The sequence below is a fragment of the Granulicella mallensis MP5ACTX8 genome, assembly GCF_000178955.2.
Classification (GTDB): domain Bacteria; phylum Acidobacteriota; class Terriglobia; order Terriglobales; family Acidobacteriaceae; genus Granulicella; species Granulicella mallensis.
Window position 1 is genome coordinate 5,737,770 of the sequence record NC_016631.1, and the last position, 19,796, is coordinate 5,757,565.

Here is a 19,796-nt window from a genome sequence, read left to right on the forward strand (position 1 = left end):
ATCGTACAAGGCGAAGGCGGCTCGAAACTATGGCAGGGGGAGAGGTTTATGTCAGTCGTATGCCCAGAGTGCGACAATCCGCTGGATATTGACGCGGAAGATGTCGAAGAAGGTGAGATCATCCAGTGTGATGAGTGCGGCACCGATCTAGAGGTCGTCTCAAGCGATCCACTGGAGATTGCGCCAGTGGACGAGGAAGGTTATGACGATGAGGATGATCTGCACGGAGATGATGACGAGGATGAGGATGAGTAAACCCGGTGCCTGGCGCCGGGCGATTCTTGCAACCAGCCTCAAACGAAACAAGCTCGCTGTAGTCGGTCTCGCCATCGCGCTGGGTATCCTGCCAGCCGGTATGGCGCTTCGCGGCACCATGGCAGCAGCGCAACAGCACGGCCCTGTACAGAGGCTTGTAGAGGGCAAAGTCGAAACCAAGGACGGTGCGGGAATCAAAGGTGCCATCGTGTACCTGAAGGACACCCGGACCCTTGCCATCAAGAGCTTCATCGCCGACGATGCTGGCAGCTTCCGCTTCGGACAGCTTTCGACCAGCACCGACTATGAGATTTGGGCGGAGCTCAACGGCAAAAAATCCAAGACCAAGAGCATCAGCTCCTTCGACAACAAGAATTATTTCAACTTCACATTGCTGATCGGTTGAAGCCTACACGTTGCCATCCGGCCTGTGCCGGATGGCCAGCGCTGTAGATTTTCCTGTAAAAGCGAAACTTAGGCGAATATAATCGCCTGAGTGATCCTATGGCTGATGCCGCCCATCCCGATCTCTTCAGCTTCCTGCATATCGACCTGAACTCCTTCTTCGCCTCGGTCGAACAGCAACTGCATCCCGAATATCGCGGCAAACCTACGGCGGTGGTACCCACCATGGCCGACACCACCTGCTGCATCGCCGCCAGCTACGAGGCCAAAGCTCTCGGCATCAAGACCGGGACACGTGTCGGGGACGCGAAGAAGATCTGCCCGGAGATCATTCTCGTCAACGGCGACCACGCCGAATACTCCAGGTTCTCGCACGCCATTGCGGTCGCGGTCGAGGGTGTCTGCCCGGTCGCACACACGCCCTCCATCGACGAGATGGTCTGTCAGCTCATGGGACGCGAACGCCAGCCTCCCGCCGCCCGCCAGATCGCACTCGCGATCAAGCAGGCCATCAAGGACAAAGTCGGCGAGACGCTGCGCTGCTCCATCGGCATGGCGCCGAACCGCTATCTCGCCAAGATCGCCAGCGATATGCAGAAGCCGGACGGGCTCATCGGCCTGTTGCCCTCACAGTTGCCACGGGCTCTCGCTCACCTGGAGTTACGTGACCTTCCCGGGGTTGGCGCGCGGACGGAGGTTCGGCTGAAGGCCAAGGGCGTCAACACCATGACGGACCTCCTGGCACTCGACCGCAACGGCATGCACAAGCTCATGGACTCGGTGTGGGGCGACCGCATGTACCACTGGCTGCGCGGGCACGATACCGGCGACAACGGCGCACCGGTCCCGAGCGAGCTCCAGAAGTCCCTCGGCCACTCCCATGTGCTCGCTCCCGAGCATCGCTCCCAGGAAGGGGCCTGGGCCGTCGCTCACAAGCTGCTGCATAAGGGCGCCATGCGCCTGCGGATGGAGAAGTTCTACACCAGCTCCCTCTCGGTGACGATCAAGTACGCCCTCACGCGCGAGGAGACCGCACGAGTCTCCAAAACCAAGCAGCATACCAGCGGCATTCGGCACGCGGGCTGGGGCATGGAGGCCCGCTTTCGTCCCTGCCAGGACACCCTGTCGCTTCTGGAAGCGCTGCAAGGCTGCTGGAAGCAGCGGCCCCAGGAAGACCTGCATCAGAAGCCGTTCTTCGTCGGCGTCACGATGCGCAACCTCATTCCCGAGGACGAGATGCAGACGAGGCTCTTTGAAGAGCCGGGCAATCGCTCCCAGCTCTCAGCCACCATGGACAAGCTGAATCTGAAGTACGGCCATACCACCCTGCACTTCGCCGGCATGCTGACGGCGAAAGAGGCAGCCCCCACGCGTATCGCGTTTACGCAGATTCCTGTGCAGTATGGAACCGACTGGATGTAGATCTAGGCCTCGGGATCTCCGGCGGGAGAAGACCAGCGTGCCAGAGGCTTCCGCACGTACACCACAATGGTCTCGGCAATGCGGTCATGCACGCACTGGCGGTTGCGGTTGATGTAGTACTGCACGAAGCCAAAGCCGCCTTCGAGCAACGAAGCACCATAGCCTAGGGCGCGTTCGATCGACTGCCACCAGCCGACCTCTTTGTGCGTCAGCGACATCACCCGGATACCCATCAAATACTTGCCCGGAGTCTGCCCCTTACCCAGCTTCAAGGCCACCCCAAAGTACAGCACGGACTCTGCCAGCTCCTCAATCTTGTGCCCCGCCTCCATCATGAACCAGCCGAAGGTGCCTGCGACAGCCTCGTCAGAGCCGTGGTGCCTCAAGAAACCGAACGGCGCCCGGAGAATGGCCACAATCAAAAAATCGATGAGGAGCGCCCAGCTACGGCGGCGAAAGCTCGCCAGCGGCAATCCATCGAGTTCATCCATCCGATGCGTCTCATGCGCACGGAAGCTCCGCTTCTCGGTTAAGCGTTTCAGGTTTTTCAGCATGCTATCTACTTTAGCCGACACTTAACCGGCTTTCGTGACACTTTTCGTAAACGGCGGCGATCCTGAAAAGAACCACATGACAAACGTCACCCCGCTTTGCTGACGACACTCACTGCCTTTTGATCTCGCGCACTTCGATACTCAGTCCTGTAATCCCAAGGAGCAAGCGATGAGCGTCACAGCAGCATTCCCCGAAACCAGACAGGCCACTAACTCCCGCGACACCGTTGCCTCCCTGGGCAACATCACCAAGCGCTACAGCAATGGCGTGGTCGCACTCGATGGACTATCCCTCTCCCTGCGGCGCGGCGAGATCGTCGCCCTGCTGGGACCGAACGGCGCAGGCAAGTCCACCGCCGTAAAGCTGATGATGGGCCTCAGCACGCCGACAGCGGGAGACGTCCGCATCTTCGGCGCGGACCCACGTAACGCCGCCGCGCGCATCCGCACCGGAGTGATGCTGCAGGTGGGCCGCGCCCCCGAGATGCTGCGCGTTCGCGAGCACCTCGCGATCTTTCGCGGCTACTACCCCAACCCAATGCCCTACGCCGAGATCGTCAAAGCCGCCGGTCTGGAAGGAATCGAGGCTCGCATGTTCGGCCAGCTCTCCGGCGGCCAGAAGCAGCGCGTGCTCTTCGGCATGGCACTCGCGGGCGACCCCGACCTCATCTTCCTCGACGAGCCGACCGTCGGGCTCGACATCGAAGCCCGGCGCGGCATGTGGGCGCAGATTCGCGACCTCGCGGCTCGCGGCAAGACCGTGCTGCTCACGACGCACTACCTCGAAGAGGCCGACGCACTCGCTCATCGCATCGTGGTCATCAACAAGGGACGCGTGGTGTGCGAGGGCACGCCTGCCGAGGTGAAGTCGATGGGCGCAGGGTTGGCCAGTCCGAACGGCACGAGTCCTGGCGTAAATGGCGTAAAGATCATCCGCTGCGTGACTACGCTCACCAGCGAACATCTGCTCGCGATGCCCGGCGTCTCGGCTGTCGAACCGCACGGCAATCTCACAATCGTCACCAGCACGCAGCCCGAATCCACACTGCGCGAGATGCTCGCTCTCGACCAGCAGCTTCACGCCCTCGAAGTACAAAGCCCCGCGCTGGAAGACGCCTTCCTGGCCCTCACCGCAGACCCCTCCTAGCTCATCGCCTCAAAGCTCGACGCTCAAAACCAACCCCGACAGCCAACGCCCCCTACGGAGAACCCCATGTCGACCACCACTCTTTCCGCTCCCACCATCCCCGCCAACGATCTCACGCGCAGTCTTCCTATCTTTGCCCGCGAGGCGCGCTTCGAGTTCGTCCGCCTGCTGCGCACACGCACTTTTTCCCTCTCCGTCATCGGCTTCCCGGTGATGTTCTACGTGCTCTTCGGTCTGCTGATGAACCGGGGAGAGAGCCTGGGCGGAATCACCGTTGCCAAGTACATGCTGGGCGGTTACGCGGTCTTCGGACTGGTCGGAGCTGCGCTCTTCGGGATCGGTGTCGGAATGGCCGCGGACTTCAGCGCCGGCTGGCTGGAGCTCAAGCGCGCCAGTCCCATGCCGCCGCTGGCGTATCTGCTGGCCAAGTGCTGCACAGCAATGGCCTTTGGAGCCATCATCGTCAGCCTGCTGGCGGTGCTGGGAATCTCCTTCGGACACGTCCACCTGACGCTCGACGAGTACGCCCACATGATCGCCTTCAGCCTGGCCGGTGCCATTCCCTTCGCCAGCCTCGGCCTGGTCGTCGCCCTGGTCGTGCCCTTCAACTCCGCGCCCGGCATCGCCAACCTCATCTACCTGCCGATGAGCTTCTGCAGTGGCCTGTGGGTTCCCTTCCAACTCCTGCCGCACGCGGTAAAGGCGATCGCGCCCTTTCTGCCGACGTATCATCTGGCGCAGCTCATGCTCGGCGCACTCGGCGCGCCCTCGTCCGGCACCGCCAGCAGCCACTGGTCGAACCTCCTGGGTTTTACCCTGCTGATGCTCGGCATCGCGTGGATCGCCTTCCGCCGCAGGGAGCAGAATGCCTAGCTGGAATTTGCCGCCGCGCGGCGTAAACTTCAGAGGCCAGCCATGATGAACGCAAAGACCATTTCGATGCGGCAGAAGGGCGCCTGGATATGGTTTGCCTATACCGGGTTCATCTTCATCGAGCCAATCGTGGAGCCGAGTTGGCATCGCTGGCTCATCGCGCTCGCGAGCCTGGCCGTCTTCGTCGTTATCTTCACGATCTATGTACGCGCTGTGGATTGCGGCAGCCGCCTTGTCTACTGGATGATCGCAGCCACCTTCGCTCTGGGGCTCATTACCTTTCCGTGGAATGGCGGCGCCTCGACGTTTTTCGTATATACCGCCGCCTTCCTTCCCTTCAGTGTTCGCTCCACGAAGCGCGTGCTATTCCTCTTTCTCGTCGAGGCGCTCTGCATTCTTGCCGAATCTCATTTCTTCTATCACGGCCTGGCTAACGGATTCTTCGCTATCTTCCTTCTCCTCATCGTCGGCGGCAGCAACATCTTCTTCGCGGAACAGCGGCGAGCCGAAAACAGGCTTCATGCTGCGCAGGAAGAGAACATTGCCCTGGCCGCGGTCGCCGAACGCGAGCGCATTGCACGCGACCTGCACGACGTGCTCGGCCATACACTGAGCGTCATCGTCCTGAAGGCCGAACTGGCAGGGAGACTCATCGAGCGCGATCCGCAACGCGCAGCCACAGAGATCGGCGACGTTGAACGCACGGCACGCACCGCACTCGCCGAGGTGCGCGAGGCCATCGGGGGTTACCGCGCTCGTGGACTGGCGGCTGAAATCGAGACTGCGCGGCGCACTCTCGATGCCGCCGGAGTCAAGCTGACCGTCGAAAACAACATGGGCAACTCCAAGCTCGCGGCCACCGAAGAGACGGTACTAGCTCTGGCGCTACGCGAGGCCGTGACCAATATCGTTCGTCATGCGCAGGCGAAGAATTGCCGTCTGCGCTTCGTCTCCGAGAACGGGCAGCGCCGTCTCCTCATAGAGGACGATGGTGAGCACGCACTGGTTCGCGAAGGCAATGGTCTGCGCGGAATGCGCGAGCGCATAGAAGCGTTGGGAGGCAGCCTGCGCCTGGAACGCGAACGCGGCACACGGTTGTTTATCGAGCTTCCATTGCGCGCTGAGGGTGTGGTCTCGTGAGCGCAGCGGGTAAGAAAATTCGGGTCCTGCTCGCTGAAGACCAGACCATGCTGCGCGGCGCGCTCGCCGCCCTGCTCGAACTTGAACCCGATATCTGCGTGATTGCGCAGGCAGCCAACGGCCGCGAGGCCCAGCGACTCGCGCGCGAGTTCACTCCCGACGTCGTCGTCACCGATATCGAGATGCCCGAGATGACGGGGCTCGAGTTCGCCGCTGCGTTGAAGGAGAGCGAGTCGAAGTCGCGGGTGATCATCCTGACCACCTTCGCGCGCCCCGGCTATCTGCGCCGCGCACTCGATGCCGGAGCCCGTGGCTATCTGCTGAAAGAACGTCCCGCGAGCGAACTTGCCGAAGCCATCCGCCGCGTTCACGCCGGTCTCCGCGCGGTCGATCCGGCGCTGGCCGCCGAGGCCTGGAGCGCAGACGAGGATCCCCTCAGCGAGCGCGAACGCCGCATCCTGCAACGCGCCGGCGATGGCCGTTCCTCTGCCGAGATCGCCGCCGAGCTGCGGCTCTCGGAGGGCACCGTGCGCAACTATCTCTCTGAAGCCATCGCCAAGCTCGGTGCGGCAAACCGTGTGGACGCCGCCAGAATTGCGCGCGCGCGAGGCTGGTTGTAATGTCTCGTTTAATATCTCTATCCAAGGGTTCGCATTTGCTTTTCTTTCTGTCATTCCCGCAGGGAATCTGCTTCTAAGGCCAGGGTATGAGTCCATCCACTTACATCGGACGCCTTGCGCCTTCGCCCACGGGCCTCTTGCACCTGGGCCACGCACGCACCTTCTGGATCGCCTATGAACGTGCCCGCGCCGCCAACGGCAAGCTCTGGCTGCGCGACGAAGACCTCGACCCGCAACGCTCGCGTGCAGACTTCGCGGCAGCGATGCGCGAAGATCTGCAGTGGCTCGGCATCACCTGGGACGCGGAGATGCGCCAGAGCGAGCGCATCGCGCTTTACCGGGAGGCCATGGAGAAGCTGCTTCGCGAGGGCTTCGTCTATCCCTGCACCTGCAGCCGAAAGGATCTGCAACAAGCCACCCAGGCCCCACACGAAGATAGCGAGGATGAGCCGATCTACAACGGGCGCTGTCGATCCTCCTCTGCGCCAATAGCAGCGCTCGCACCGAACACCAACTATCGCTTCCGCGTTCCCGACGGCGAAGCCCTTCGTTTCATCGACGCGCACGCCGGGCCACAGAGTTTTGTCGCCGGTTGCGATGCGAATGCGGATTTTGGCGACTTCCTCGTATGGCGCAAGGATGGCCTCCCCAGCTATCAGCTCGCCTGCGTCGTAGACGATGCGGCCATGCGCATCACCGAAGTGGTGCGCGGGCGTGATCTCCTCAAATCGACAGCGCGGCAGATTCTGCTGCAACGCGCCCTCGGGTTTAGCACTCCGGGCTACTTCCACTGCGACCTGATGCGCGACGATACGGGCGTTCGCCTCGCCAAACGTCATGATGCGCTGAGTCTGCGCGCGATGCGCGAGGCTGGTTTGTCGACGCAGGATGTACGTGAGCGCTTTTAGGGGTATTTCAAGAAAGCACGTATACCTCTCGTAAAGCCGTCTTTTGCTGTTGCTTGTTTTTCGTCGTCATCCTGAGCCGTAGGCTCAGGATGACGACGAAAAACAGACAACCACCCACCTCTCCACCCAAATCTGCATCTCACCCGGAGTGAGGTGAGACATGCGTAATGCTTTCAAAGCCGCAACCATCCTATGCGCGGCGACACTCCTATCGACCGGCTGCAAAAAGACCGCCGACAACACCCTCAACTACAAGAGCGCTATCGACACCTACTACGCAGCGCACCCCTCCTGCCTCTGGCCGCAGCCCATCCAGTTTCCTGCGCAGGTCGACACCTCTGACACGAGCAAGACCGCTCCCTATGACGCGCTCTTCGATCAGGGGCTTCTCACAAGAAACGCCAGCGAGAAGAAGGTGCTCATCATCGCAACCAAGCGAGTCACCAACTACGATCTGAGCGATAACGGACGCAGCACGTGGACCGCAGACACAACGCAACCGGGCTTCGGCAACTTCTGCTATGGACACCGCACGGTGCAGTCGATCGACAGTGCCTCTCCCAACAGTGGTCAGCCGGGTGCGACGACCCAGGTAAGCTACCACTTCGGCTTCTCGGGCGCGCCCGCATGGGCACAGGCCGCGGAGACACAGAACGCCTTCCCACATGTAAAGGACGACCTCTCGAACGGCAGTGCAACCGCCACCCTCGTGGACACCAGCAATGGATGGCAGGTCCAGCCGCCGGCAACAAGCTCTCAGCCGGTTACAGGCGCGGACGGCAAGATCGTGGAGTAGTGGAGAAAAGCAACTGTCTTTTGCCTTTGCTTTTCTTGTTGTCATTCCGAGCGTAGCGAGCGAATCTGCTTCCTCCCGTTCTTCGGTCGCATCACCCAGAAATACACGCGCTATAACGGAGACCGGCTTGAACGGGCGCACAACGTTTGCGGTGATACTGGCGAAAAGCGGGAGGAAGCAGATTCACTCGCTGCGCTCGGAATGACAAACCAGAAAAGCAAAGCAACTGCTACTCGCTAGCCGACGGCCCATACATCGCACGAATCATCTCCGACCACGGCTTCGTCTCATAGTTCTCCGGAGGCACGCCTCCCGCAAGATTGCGCACAAAGTAATCCCAGCGGCGACGCATCACATACGGCGTTGCTTCACCGTAGCCATGGTGCGCGTTCGGAATCATCAGAAGATCGAAGTTCTTGTTGGCTTTGATGAGCGCGTCGACCACGAGCAGCGTGTTGTTCATCGGCACGTTGTCGTCCATCGTTCCGTGCGTAAGCATTAGGTGGCCCTTCAGGTTCTTCGCGTAGTTCTCATTGGCCTGGGCATCGTAGTTGCTCTTGCCGTCGGGTGAGATCACTTCGAGGCCGGCCCACTTCTCATCCCAGTCGTCTTCATACTCGCGATTGTCGTGGTTGCCGCTCTCAGCCCAGCCGACTTTATAGAAGTCGGGGTAATGGAACATCGCATTCACCGTGGCATTGCCACCGCCGGAGTGTCCCCAGACGCCCACGCGATCGAGATCGATCCAGGAGAAGCGTGACGCAAGCTCTTTGATCCCCGCAACCTGGTCGGGAATCGTATCGTCCGATAGATCCGCTGCGGTCGAAGCGTGCTCGTCGTGGAAGCTCTTGGAGCGGAACGGCGTACCCAGAGCGTCGATGCAAACTACGACAAAACCCAGGTCGGCCAGCGACTGATTATCGAGGTGTGCCGCCGAGAAGCTACGTGCGCCGCAGGAACCCGTATAAGGCCCCGCATAGACGTAGTTCACAATCGGATACTTCTTCGTCTCGTCGAAGAACGTCGGCTTCCATAGAAAGCCGTAGAGCGGCGTCTGGCCGTCGCGCGCCTTCACTGTAATCGGAGTGGGCGGCTTCCATCCCGCTGCAAGAAGCTGCGAGATATCCTGGTGCGCCAGCGTTACCAGCACCTTGCCGGTGTTGTCGCGCAGCACGGAGGTCTGTGGCGTCTGCACGGTCGAATAGACATCGACGAACGTGCTGCTGTCCGGCGACGGCGTGATGACGTGGTCGGCCATCTTCGGCGTCAGCAACTGCTGGTGCTGGCCGTCGAAGTCAGCGCGATAGTACTTCACGAAGTAGGGATCGTCTTCCTTCTCTTTGCCGGTAGCCAGGAAGTAGAGCACGCGGTTCTTTGTGTCGACCTGCGACAACTGGTTCACCGGGCCTTCGCCGTGCGTGATCTGGTTCTTCAGCTTGCCCGTGGTCAGGTCATAGAGATAAAGCTGGCCCCAATTATCGCGCTCCGAGTACCAGACGAACTCGTTGGACTCCGGCAGATAACGCCAGCTCACCTTGCCCTGGCCCGACTCGTAGTACGTCGGCACATGCTCGTGGTAAACCTCCCGCACCGCGCCGGTCTCCGTATCGGCCACCCGGAACCAGGCGTCCTTGTGGTCGCGCGAGCTGGAGACAAAGGCAAGGTGCTTGCCGTCAGGGGCGAACTGGACGTCGTCCCAGCCCGAGCCACCGCTGCAACTTACGTCGTCGCAGATGGTGCTGCGGTGCTGGTCGGGCGGCATCTTCAGGCGCGTCATCCTGGCTGTATCCACGTCGATGACCACCCGCTGAATCGTCGTGACATCTTTGTCGCCCGCCAGAGGATACTTCCACTCGTCAAGCTGCGGGTGCCGGTTCGTGACGGGCACCAGGTACAGGCTGCCGGTCTTGCGCTGGTCCTGCTGGAAGGTCGCAATCTTCTTCGAGTCCGGAGACCATACGACGATAGGAGCGTCGGAGTGCGTCCAGCCGGCGTTATCGGTGGCGTAGCCGAAGTCCTTTACGCCGTCCCTGGTGAGCTGGCGCTCCTCGCCGGTGGCTTCCACCCGCACCCACAGGTTGTTGTCCCGGATAAATGCCGCGAGCTTCTTGTCGGGCGAGAGGTCAAACGGAGCTTTGCTGCCGGCAGGCTTCCCTGCCGCAGGTTTCGGGGCGGTCACCGCCGTGCAGGCCACGACCGCCGCGTCGCAGTGAAACTTGTTCCAGCCCAGATCGACGGTAAAGCCCCCGCCAGCCGCATCGGGCGTATAGCCGGTCACCCCGAGGTGTTTGGCCGAAACCGCCCGCTTGCTCACCGCGGTCAAGGCCGTGGCCAGTTTGGCATTGTCGAAGGCCGGGGCCTGCGTTCCGTGGGCCGGGTCGGCGAGCCTGTAGACCACCCCCTCCGGGTCCGGATCGCTGTAAAAGACGCGGCCATCGGGCAGATACTCGATGCCGCTGATGGTGTGATGCACCAGGCTGTGGACGTTGTACGCCATCCACCGTTCGGCCTGAGCATAATCGTGGGCCGTGTAGACCTGCTGTGCGGCGAGAGGGAAAGCGGTAAGAACGAGGGCTGCGGCAAGGAGCGAAACGGGGCGCTTAGGCATAGTGATCGAGATAAGGGTACCGCGACAGGGCTCTTCAGCTAAAATCAAAGAGCAGCAAACACAGCAGAAAGCAGCCTGCGATGTGGTGCAAATTCCATATCCAGCGGCACCCAACGACGCGTGGCCCTCGAACTCTTCAATACTCTCTCCGGAAAAATCGAACCGTTATTTGCCTCTGACGGACACGCGCTGCGCTTTTATTGTTGCGGCCCCACGGTCTATGACTACGGTCACATCGGCAACTTCCGCACGTTCCTGCACGTAGACATGCTGCGCCGTACCGCGCGGCTCTACGGCATGGGCCTGCACCACGTGATGAACATCACCGATGTCGATGACAAGATCATCCGCAATGCCGGCAACGCCGGCCTGCCCATCGGCGAGTACACGGCCAAGTTCGAGCGCGCGTTCTTCGAAGACATGGACGCCCTCGGCGTCGAGCGCCCCGAGCAGATCGCGCGTGCGACCGAGAATATCGGCGACATGGTCACGCTCATCGAGCGGCTTGCGGCCCAGGACATCGCCTACAAGGCCGAGGACGGCTCGTGGTACTTCCGTATCGCGCGCTTCCCGGAGTACGGCAAGCTCTCCAAGAAGGATTTCGAGGGCATTGAGGACGGCGCGCGCGTCGACGTCGATGAATACGACAAGGACGCCGCCCGCGACTTCGCGCTCTGGAAGGCCACCAAGCCCGGCGAGACGAGCTGGGATACCGCGCTCGGCAAAGGCCGTCCCGGCTGGCACATCGAGTGCTCCGCGATGGCCATGAAGTACCTCGGCGACAGCTTCGACCTGCACGCCGGCGGCGAAGACCTGATGTTCCCGCACCACGAGAACGAGATCGCGCAGAGCGAGTGCGCCACGCATCAGCCGTTTGCGCGGCACTGGTTCCATGTGCGCTTCCTGCTGGTCGAAGGCAAGAAGATGTCGAAGTCCGAGGGCAACTTCTACACCCTTCGCGACCTGCTGCTGAAGGGCCATCGCGCCTCGGCGATCCGGTTTCTGCTGCTGAGCGTGCCCTACCGCCACCAGCTCAACTTCACCTTTGACGGCCTTACCGAATCGACCAACGCCGTCGAGCGCCTGCGCACGTTCTACGCCCGGATTCGTGACGGCAAGTGGCCGGAGAGCGCTCCCGCGGACGACAGTGTCGCCTCCGCCATTCGCCTGGGCGATGAGAAATTCACCGCTGCCCTGGGCAATGACCTGAACACCGCCGAAGCGCGGGCCGCAATCTTCGACGTGCTACGCGCAGTCAACAGCGCCGCCGACCAGTCGAAGCTCGTCCGCACCGATGCCGACGCGATGCTGACCCTGCTGGCAAAGTTCGATTCGATCTTCGCGGTGCTTGAAGACCACGATGCCGAGCTCACCCGCGCCGCCATTGCCTGGGCGGAGTCCGAAGGACGCCTCGGCGAGGCCGACGCCTCCCTGCTCGCAACGCTGAGCCTGAGCGACGCGGACATTGACGCCCTGGTCGCCGAGCGTACCCTGGCCAAGAAGCAGCGCAACTTCGCCCGCGCCGACGCCGTCCGCAATGAGCTTCTCGAAAAGGGCATCATCCTTGAGGATTCGAAGGATGGCGTGCGCTGGAAGCGGAAGTAATAGAACCGTTATAAGTCGCTATATGTCCTTGCTAAGGGCGCATAGCGGCTTATTCACCTCGCTCGGCTTTCTGTTTCTTTCGCTGCGCATCTCGATCCAGGAAGAATTGAATCAACTTTCTGCTGGCGCGAAAATTCGTACTCTGCAGCCGCCGTATCGCATCGGATAAATCGGCAAAACCGTGTTCAGCGGCAAGATCAAGAATGCCCAAGGTCCCTTGAATGGGAATATTGCGCCGAGATGCTTCAATCCGCGCTGCTTCGTCATCGACGAGCAACGCATCGGCATCAAGCTCTTCGGCCAGTGCAATCGCCTCGCGCTCTCCCAGGCCAAGACTGGATGGAAAGATTGGCAACGGCAGGCCAGGGGATCGAACCGCAATCCACTCTGGAAGTTGTTCCATCCATATGCGAACAGACTGTGGGGTATCTGGCTGTGTGAGTTCGCTGACTACTCCAGGCGGAATAACGATACCGCCATACAGAACATTCAACAGGCTTGCTTCTTCAATGAGCACAAGGTAACGCAGAGGACCGGAATCGGCGATGACAATCATCGGTTACGCTACCCGCGAAACGTGCCGGGTTCTTCCTCGCGTTGCTTCCAGAGCCTTTTACCAGTTTCCAACTCCCGTTGAATGTCATCCGTCGAATATTCGAACCACACGTCGCGCTGTTTCAGAAAGCCATCTAACTCGTATCGACCAAGCCCTAGAAGACTAGCGAGTTGATGCTCGGTCAGCCGATGTGCCCGATACGCCTCTACCGCCATATCTTCTAATGCAACGCGCGCTGGATCGTGGCCAGCGGGAATCATCTGGCGGGCAAGGTCATCCGGTAATTCAACGGTCACTTGCATGACGGTAGCTTATCACTGCTGGCAACCTGCTGAACCAGCCTTACTCCACCGCGTCGCCAGCCATCCCCACGATCTCTCGCTTCGTTCGATTGACCCGGCTGAGCACCACCGTCGCCACCCCACAAACGACCACCGCCATGCCCAGGATCTCCGTCTTCGCCAGCCGCTCATGCAGAAATAACACCCCGAGCAGCACAGCGATCACTGGATTCACAAACGCATAGGTCGCCACCTTCGTAACCGCGACGTTCTGCAGCAGATACGTAAAGGCAACCAGGCCGAACAGCGAGCCGAAGATCGACAGGTAGACGACCGCCCCGAAGCCAGGCCACGTCCACACCATGCGATGCAAGCTACCACTCCCCACGGCGATCAGGGCATTGAAGACGCCCGCCGCTCCGATCTGCCATCCGGTGGCGACCAGCGTGTCCGCCTTGAAATGGAATCTCCGCGACAGCACCGAACCAATGCCGAACGACAGCGCCGCTCCTAACAGCACCAGCACTCCCAATAGCGGCCTGGAATAGCCTGCCAGCTCCGCGCCTTGATGCAGCGACGGCCACACCAGCATCACGATGCCGAAAGTCCCAAGCAGTGTGCCTGCCCATCCGCGCTTGTTCAGCGCATCGCCGCCGGGCAGGGCCATCTCCATCAGGGCAATCATGATCGGCATGGTGGACACAATCAGCGACGCAAACCCCGAGGGCACCATCTTCTCGCCCCACGTGAGCAGCATGTTGTTGCCGGACATGAAGAGCAATCCCACCACTACCAGCTTCCACGCCTCCCCTTTCGGCACGCGCAGACTCTTCTTCCCGACAAAGCAGATCAACAGGATCAATATCGCCGTAATCAGCGACCGTGCGCCCGACACCACCGGCACGGGTAGATGCTCGCCCGCAATGTGGATCGCCGTATAGGTCGATCCCCAGAACAGATACACGCTGGCAAAGGCCAGCAGAACCAGTGTGGATTTGGGCAGCTTGGAAGACATTTCCTTCCATGCTACGGGACAAAAGAAACGGCCGCCCAGTTGGGCGGCCGTTCTCTGTCGCAATACAACGGTTTAGAAGTTGAACGAGATCTCCCCCGTCACCGTGCGCGGAGACACATAGTGCGTGCCCGAGAACGTCGAGAGGAAGTTATAGAGTGCGTACTTGTTGGTCACGTTGATCGCCGTCACACGGGCGCCGATCCTGTAGTGTGCGTCATCGCCGAAGTGGTAGACGTTGTCGTCGCCCAGGGCCATGTCGAACAGGTTACGCGAAGCCACGCGGGGCGGATTGTGGTCCGCATCCTCCGTGCCAGGCGCGGGGATGGTGACCAGCTTCGAAGAAAGGCCAGCGGCATCGCAGCTCAGGAAGCCCTGTGCCTGCGTGGCTTTTACACCGTCGCAGGTCAACCCGGCCTGAAACTGCTGGTCCGCATCCAGACCGCTCAAGTCGATTGTGGGTACGCCATTCACAATCTTGGAGGTACCGTCGCAGTCCGTGTTCGAGTCCTGCGCAGCCGTTGTGAAGCACGGCACAGCACCGGCAACCAGACCACTGTCGAACTTCCAGTTGAAGGAGTAATAGAGGCTCTTGCGGAACGGCATCTTGTACTCAACATGCGTCGTCTCGTTGAACTTCTCGTCGTGATCGATGCGGAACGGCACTGAATCCGCCGCGGTGATCGTGCTCGTCGGAACCGCACCCACGCCGCCAAGCTGCGGGGTGAAGAAACGCGCCGCCACCGAAGACATCGTGACACGTGCCGACAGGCCCTTGACCTCAGTCAGAGTGCCGCTGACAGCGACGCCCGGAATCTTCGAGTTCTGCCATTCGATGGGGAACGTGATGGGCGTTGCACCCAGTACGCTGAAGTCATACGCGTTGTGGGTGTACTTCCAGATATACTCGCCGTCGATGACGAAGTGGCGGCCGATACCCTGCTGCAGGCCGGCATGGAACTCGTTGCGGAAGCCGGGATTGAACGGCACCGCAATGCACGAACCATACTGCTGCGAGAAGATGCCGTTGAGCACGGGATCGAGGCAGCCCTGGCTGGAGAGCACAAGGTTCTCGTTGAAGGGTGTCTCCTGCGTACGAGCGTACGAAACGCGCAGCACCGTGTTCGTCTTCTTGACGTTATAGGAGATGCCCGCGCGGGGCTCAGCCTGACGCTGGATGGCGAGACCGTTGTAGAAGTCGCCACGGATACCGGCATTGAACAGCCAGTTGCCGATGGTGATCTGGTCCTGCGCGTAGAGTGCAAGCTGCTTCACATCGGTCTGGCCGTGCCAGGCGTAGAACTTGCCGCCGCGCGTCAGGTCGAAGGGAAAGAGCACGGGGTTGAAGTTCGGGTTCGGATTCGCGCAGGGGTTCGGGTTGCCGGGAAGCGCGTTGCTGTTGTCGTCCAGGCACGGAGCATTCAGCGTGGGATCAACCAGGGCAAGCTGATCGTTCTCACGCAGGAAGGTCTGCGCATACATGCCGCCGATCTTCACGTTGTTGATGCCCCTCACATACGACCAGTCGGAGTGAACGCCAGCATTGGTCAAAGAGCGCTGCTGCGCCACGCTCTCCTGCTGCAGGTTCGCAGGGCCAAGGTCCGACAGAGGATTGTTGCTCGGATAGTAGTTGTACGCGTCGCGGCGGATATACGGACCGAAGTTGAAGACGCTGTACGCGCCGATGGTACGGGTATAGGTCGGCGCCAGGTCGAACGTCTCGATCTTCGAGCGCTGATCAGTTACCGTGGGATTCTCGCCACTCTGCACGAAGCCGAACTGCGAGTCGAAGCTGTTCGGCGTCTGGAACCACGAGCGTGTGTACTGCACGTTGGTGTGGATCGAGCTCACGTTGCTGAGCTGATAGTCGAAGCGATCGAAGAAGTTCTCTTCGTTGCCCTTGTCGTGATACACAGCAAACTCCGGCGCGTCGAGGAAGCGTCCCGACTCAAGCCCGTTGGCCGCGATGAAGTTGCCCCAGTTCTTGCCGCCGTAGGCGAGATCGAAGGCGAGGTTCCCGGAACCGAACGTTCCGTACGACAGGGTGATAGCACCGGTCGGCTTCAGCACACCCTGGCCTGAACGGGTGGTTGCCTTCACCACGAGGCTGGTCTTATCGCCATACTCAGCCGGAGGAGCGCCTTCGATTACCTCGAGGGACTGCACAGCCGCTGCCGGAACCTGGTTGGAGAAGACCTTGCTCTGCTGATCGGTGATGGGCTGGCCATCAATGTTGAACGAGTTCTCCGCGTGGTCTCCGAGGCCGTGCATCAGGCCGTTGGAGTCTGCCGCAACGCCCGGGGAAGCCAGCGTGACGATCGAGCTCAACTCGGACGAGGCGCTCTCGAGCGGCAGGTGATCAATCATCGAGCGGTCGATGTCGGTGTGCGCCGTGGGGTCGTTCTCAACAAGGTCGGAAGGCGCGTCTACATCGACACTGGTCGTCGAACCGGCCACCTGCAGTTTGACCGGAAGCGTGATCTGCACCACCGAGTTCACCTGAACAAGCTTATTGAAGGGCTGGAATCCGCTGCCCGTCACACCAAGGCGATAGGGGTTGAAGGGAATATTGACGAAGCGAAACTGTCCGGTCGTGTCTGTTGTTACCGTGCGGCTATAGCCGCTTACCGGGTTGGCCAGAACAACGGTGGCATTGGCGATGGCAGCGCCGGTCGAATCGGTCACAGTGCCGGCGACGTTGCCGGAGGTGCTCTGGGCAAGTGCCGCACCGGCGGCGAAGGCCATCAGCAGGCCCAACACAAACGTGATGGCAAATATTCGGGGAAAGGGGGATCTTTGCATGAAAACGAAACTCCTGTCTGTTGAAACGCAGACTCCGGACATCGCGAGATGCGGTCCGTGGTCTTCTGCCGCGCGGGTTGGCGTGGGAGAAGAGCCTCTGAAGGGAAGATGACGCCAGCGGCGCTTAGCCACGCTCTGATTTAGGAGCGCAACCATCTTCGAAAGTCGAAAAAGATGAAGGGACTAGAGAGTTTTCAGAGCAGGAGGGGGCCTGCTGAACATCGCAAAGTGCCACTGACTGACCGGCACATGGTCGATCGCCGTCGCCAGCCTGCATTCCATCAGCACCAGGCCAACCGCAGCGAGATGGGAGTCCACCGGGAGCGACAGATGCATCGCCACGCAGAGCGGGCAGTTGATCTCCCCGCCTGGAACCTGTGAATTATCGGCTGCGGAGCCTACCTGCGCTGCGTGATGCGGCAGCCAGTCACCATGGACGTGTGCCGCCTGGGCAGAGCTGGTAAAGCCGAGCAGCAGAGCGCACAGAAGAGCCAGAACGCGCAGCCAAGTAGGGTGCGCAGGGGCATTCGCTCCGCGTTTGATTCGTTTCGTCAAAGGATTGCTGGGCAGCGATGCGAGACACCGCTCTCCCTAGTATGACGCAAGTGAGGCCGCGCTGGTCTCATTTTAGCGCTAGGCCGGGCCACTGCACCCCAGAAGCTACCCCGGAAAGACCGTAAATATAGCGGTATTCGCCATTTTGTGGGGGATGAATTTGCGTTTGCATTCGCAATTATCTTTGCTTTTGCTTTTCTGGTTGTCATTCCGAGCGCAGCGAGCGAACCTGCTGTCTCCTGTTCTTTGTTCGTACCCGCCAGAAATTATGCGCGCGCTGGAACTGGAGTTTGGTTTGAGCTCACGCACAACGTTTGCGGTGACAATGGCGAAAAGCGGGAGACAGCAGGTTCGCTCGCTGCGCTCGGAATGACAACCAAAAAAGCAAAGACAACTACAAAAGCAAAGACAAAACAGCCCGGGCAATCTCCCCAATCCTTACGCCGCCCCCTTGATCGCCCTCGTCAACGCCGGTACGACCTCAAACAGATCGCCCACCACCCCTATATCCGCAATCTCGAAGATCGGAGCATCGGCATCCTTGTTGATCGCGATGACTGTCTTCGCCCCCTTCATCCCGACGAGATGTTGAATGGCTCCCGAGATACCAACCGCCAGGTACAGCTTGGGTGCAACGGTCTGGCCGGAGCTTCCAACCTGACGTTCCATCGGCAGCCAGCCCGCGTCACAGATCGGCCGCGATGCCGCCAGCTCTGCACCAAGTGCAGCGGCAAGCTCTTCGGCGAGCCCAAGATTCTCCTGCTCGCCGATCCCGCGCCCCACGCTGACGATCACCTGAGCGGCGGAGAGATCGACCGTCTGCGTGGCCTCACGGAAGGGCTCACTCGGCTTGGTGCGCAACTGTGCGGCCTCAAGCTGAGGCACAAAGGTCTTCACTTCGCACGAGCCTGCCTCTACCTCATCGGCGCGAAAACTGCCCGCCTGCACTGAGACCAGGCAGACACCATCACCCTTGTGCGCGTACTCCGCATTCAGCTTGCCCTGCATCCATTGGCGCACGAACACCGGGCCCGAATGGATTCCCGTCACATCGCTGATGAGCACCTGCCCCAGCCGCGTCGCGAGCGCGGGCGCGTAGTCGCGCACCTGATACGTGTGCGGGAATACGACATACCGCGGCTGCGTCTCAGCAATGAGCTGTTGCAGCGCAGCCACCCAGGCATCCGCAGTGTAGTGGGCCAGCAAAGCATGACCGGCAGCCCAGGCACCCGCAAGCTTCTTCGTCGCAAGCTCGGCGGAGAGCGGCGCAATCCCTGCATCTTCGCCCAGGACAACGGCAGAGCACGGAACGCCAAGCTCTGCTGCCAGCTTCTGCCCTGCAGCCAGAGCCTCCAGGCTGATGCGATGCCATCCGGCATCGCCCTTCTGTTCCATCACGACCAGGACGCTCATAGAACCTTTACCTCAAACTTCAGCTTCTCGACGATCTTCGTCGCAATCTCATCGGCCGAACCGGTCAACATCTCCGTCCGCTTCACGCGCTCCGGAGGAGCGACCTTCACCACCTCGTCGACACGTGCGCCAGCGGCCACGGCTTCAACCTCGCGCGTCTCTTTCGACTTGGCTTTCTTGATTCCCATCAGCGTGGCATAGCGCAGCTTGTTGCCGCCGGACTGGATCGTCAGCAAGGCGGGCAGCGGCATCTCGATGTGCTGGAACCAGCCATCTTCGAGCTCACGCTTGACCTTGATTCCTGCTCCGGCGCGCTCTACTTGCAACACCAGCGTCGCGTGCGGCACCCCCAGCAGCTCCGCCACCACAACGCCGGTCTGTCCCGCCCCGAGATCGTCCGACTGCAAGCCCGTCAGTACCAGGTCAGGCGACTCCGCCTTGATCGCCTCGGCCAGCAGCTTCGCCACGCCCAGCGTGTCGCGCGAAGGCAGGGCACCTTCCCCCTCCTCCGGCGTAACGACATGGATCGCGCGGTCCGCGCCCTTCGCCAGCGCTTCGCGCAGCGTGCTCGTCACACGCTCCGGCCCGGCGCAGAGTACGACCACTTCCCCCTCGCCGTCGCGCTCCTTCAACTGCAACGCCTCTTCCAGCGCATACGCATCGGGTTCGTTCATCGTCCATGCAACATCGCTCTCGTCGACGCTGCGGCCATCCGCCGCAACCCGTACAGCGGCATCCCGCTCAGGAACCTGCTTCACTGCTACAACGATCTTCATCGGCACCCCTCAACATCCATTAGACGCAACCGGTTAGCCTACCGCATCGGAGGCTCCGTCGTCTCTGC

General features: G+C 60.9%; 19 protein-coding genes. 10 read left to right on the top strand and 9 right to left on the bottom strand.

Translation table 11 applies throughout. The features are described from left to right. The first annotated feature begins 48 nt into the window (after positions 1–48). From ACIX8_RS22225 to ACIX8_RS22235, 3 genes are all read left to right on the top strand, one after another. Entirely contained in the window at positions 49–255 is a 207-nt protein-coding gene (locus ACIX8_RS22225) for a hypothetical protein (RefSeq protein WP_014267643.1), read from the top strand. Further along, complete coding sequence (locus ACIX8_RS22230) at positions 248–661, top strand: carboxypeptidase-like regulatory domain-containing protein (RefSeq protein WP_014267644.1); 414 nt, start codon at positions 248–250, stop codon at positions 659–661. Before ACIX8_RS22225 ends, ACIX8_RS22230 begins: the two co-directional genes overlap by 8 nt. 98 nt (positions 662–759) lie before the next feature. Further along, positions 760–2,082 carry a DNA polymerase Y family protein gene (locus ACIX8_RS22235; protein WP_014267645.1) on the top strand — a complete coding sequence of 441 codons (1,323 nt, stop codon included), beginning with the start codon at positions 760–762 and terminating at the stop codon, positions 2,080–2,082. A 2-nt stretch (positions 2,083–2,084) separates the two neighbouring features. Here the strand turns inward: ACIX8_RS22235 and ACIX8_RS22240 are convergent, their stop codons facing one another. Then, on the bottom strand, positions 2,085–2,636 hold the full coding sequence (locus tag ACIX8_RS22240) for an RDD family protein (protein WP_014267646.1): 552 nt from the start codon (positions 2,634–2,636) through the stop codon (positions 2,085–2,087). A 169-nt stretch (positions 2,637–2,805) separates the two neighbouring features. On the opposite strand from ACIX8_RS22240, the gene ACIX8_RS22245 reads away from it, so the two are divergent. The 6 genes from ACIX8_RS22245 (at position 2,806) to ACIX8_RS22270 (ending at position 8,120) form a co-directional block, all read left to right on the top strand. Further along, on the top strand, positions 2,806–3,783 hold the full coding sequence (locus ACIX8_RS22245; protein ID WP_014267647.1) for an ABC transporter ATP-binding protein: 978 nt from the start codon (positions 2,806–2,808) through the stop codon (positions 3,781–3,783). 66 nt (positions 3,784–3,849) lie between these two features. Further along, positions 3,850–4,656, top strand: a complete 807-nt coding sequence (locus ACIX8_RS22250; RefSeq protein ID WP_014267648.1) for an ABC transporter permease — start codon at positions 3,850–3,852, stop codon at positions 4,654–4,656. Between the two features lie 42 nt (positions 4,657–4,698). Next, positions 4,699–5,796: a sensor histidine kinase gene (locus tag ACIX8_RS22255; RefSeq protein ID WP_014267649.1), complete on the top strand. Its 1,098-nt coding sequence runs from the start codon at positions 4,699–4,701 to the stop codon at positions 5,794–5,796. After that, positions 5,793–6,416, top strand: a complete 624-nt coding sequence (locus tag ACIX8_RS22260) for a response regulator transcription factor (protein ID WP_014267650.1) — start codon at positions 5,793–5,795, stop codon at positions 6,414–6,416. Before ACIX8_RS22255 ends, ACIX8_RS22260 begins: the two co-directional genes overlap by 4 nt. An 86-nt stretch (positions 6,417–6,502) precedes the next feature. Beyond that, positions 6,503–7,324 carry a tRNA glutamyl-Q(34) synthetase GluQRS gene (gene gluQRS / locus ACIX8_RS22265; RefSeq protein WP_014267651.1) on the top strand — a complete coding sequence of 274 codons (822 nt, stop codon included), beginning with the start codon at positions 6,503–6,505 and terminating at the stop codon, positions 7,322–7,324. A gap of 160 nt (positions 7,325–7,484) precedes the next feature. Then, the gene (locus ACIX8_RS22270; RefSeq protein ID WP_014267652.1) at positions 7,485–8,120 is read left to right on the top strand and encodes a hypothetical protein; all 636 of its coding nucleotides are present in this window, start codon (positions 7,485–7,487) and stop codon (positions 8,118–8,120) included. A gap of 229 nt (positions 8,121–8,349) precedes the next feature. Here ACIX8_RS22270 and ACIX8_RS22275 read toward each other — a convergent pair whose 3' ends face one another. After that, positions 8,350–10,728 carry a S9 family peptidase gene (locus ACIX8_RS22275; RefSeq protein ID WP_014267653.1) on the bottom strand — a complete coding sequence of 793 codons (2,379 nt, stop codon included), beginning with the start codon at positions 10,726–10,728 and terminating at the stop codon, positions 8,350–8,352. Positions 10,729–10,848: 120 nt separating this feature from the next. Here ACIX8_RS22275 and cysS point away from each other — a divergent pair, with 120 nt between their 5' ends. After that, complete coding sequence (gene cysS / locus ACIX8_RS22280; RefSeq protein ID WP_014267654.1) at positions 10,849–12,333, top strand: cysteine--tRNA ligase; 1,485 nt, start codon at positions 10,849–10,851, stop codon at positions 12,331–12,333. 49 nt (positions 12,334–12,382) lie between these two features. Here cysS and ACIX8_RS22285 read toward each other — a convergent pair whose 3' ends face one another. The 7 genes from ACIX8_RS22285 to ACIX8_RS22315 form a co-directional block, all read right to left on the bottom strand. Beyond that, a complete protein-coding gene (locus tag ACIX8_RS22285; protein WP_044177305.1) occupies positions 12,383–12,889 on the bottom strand; it encodes a DUF3368 domain-containing protein in 507 nt (168 codons plus the stop codon). Between the two features lie 8 nt (positions 12,890–12,897). Beyond that, positions 12,898–13,191 (bottom strand): UPF0175 family protein, encoded by a 294-nt coding sequence (locus ACIX8_RS22290; RefSeq protein ID WP_014267657.1) that lies wholly within the window; start codon positions 13,189–13,191, stop codon positions 12,898–12,900. Positions 13,192–13,231: 40 nt separating this feature from the next. Further along, positions 13,232–14,185, bottom strand: coding sequence for a DMT family transporter (locus ACIX8_RS22295; RefSeq protein WP_014267658.1), 954 nt, complete (start codon positions 14,183–14,185; stop codon positions 13,232–13,234). Between the two features lie 72 nt (positions 14,186–14,257). Next, entirely contained in the window at positions 14,258–16,984 is a 2,727-nt protein-coding gene (locus tag ACIX8_RS22300; RefSeq protein ID WP_014267659.1) for a TonB-dependent receptor, read from the bottom strand. 183 nt (positions 16,985–17,167) lie between these two features. After that, positions 17,168–17,539, bottom strand: coding sequence for a hypothetical protein (locus tag ACIX8_RS22305; RefSeq protein ID WP_014267660.1), 372 nt, complete (start codon positions 17,537–17,539; stop codon positions 17,168–17,170). Between the two features lie 438 nt (positions 17,540–17,977). Continuing rightward, entirely contained in the window at positions 17,978–18,952 is a 975-nt protein-coding gene (locus ACIX8_RS22310) for an electron transfer flavoprotein subunit alpha/FixB family protein (protein ID WP_014267661.1), read from the bottom strand. Then, on the bottom strand, positions 18,949–19,728 hold the full coding sequence (locus tag ACIX8_RS22315) for an electron transfer flavoprotein subunit beta/FixA family protein (RefSeq protein ID WP_014267662.1): 780 nt from the start codon (positions 19,726–19,728) through the stop codon (positions 18,949–18,951). Before ACIX8_RS22315 ends, ACIX8_RS22310 begins: the two co-directional genes overlap by 4 nt. Positions 19,729–19,796: the final 68 nt, after the last annotated feature.